The 379-nt window shown below is 64.4% G+C and carries 1 protein-coding gene; it reads right to left on the bottom strand.

Annotated elements, in window-relative coordinates; all coding sequences use genetic code 11:
* On the bottom strand, positions 1-349 hold a 349-nt coding region (locus G8O24_RS47465; RefSeq protein WP_202988846.1), incomplete at its 3' end, for a DUF5318 family protein.
* Positions 350-379 lie beyond the last annotated feature (30 nt).

The following is a 379-nucleotide window of genomic DNA, read 5'->3' as shown; positions in this document are numbered from 1 at the left end:
GACCGTCACCCAGGACGTAGTCGACGAGGATGTGATTCCACAGACAGTCGGGGCAAACCTCGACCTCGTAGACGTGAAACTCGCCGAACTGGTGCTCCATCTCCTCTAGTTCGTCCAGGGTACGGATGCGACCCGAGTATTGGCCCAGCTGGTGGCCGAAGGCATGGCGCAGCAGGGCTAAGCGCGGGGACTCACAGACCGGGCAGTCGTGGTTGAGGGGCTCGCCATGGTGCATGGCGGCGCGTACCAGCATGGGGTCGGCGTCGCACGCCGTTGGGGCGCTGAGATCGACCTGGGGGCTGCGCAACGCCTCCAGGGTGTGTCGGCGTTGCAGAGCGTGGGAAACCACGTTTCGCTGCGTCTGCAAGCCCTCTAGAGT

This window comes from Bradyrhizobium campsiandrae (assembly GCF_014529705.1).
Taxonomy (GTDB): domain Bacteria; phylum Pseudomonadota; class Alphaproteobacteria; order Rhizobiales; family Xanthobacteraceae; genus Bradyrhizobium; species Bradyrhizobium campsiandrae.
Note: the sequence above shows the minus strand (reverse complement) of the source record. Positions and strands in the feature narration are given on the sequence as shown.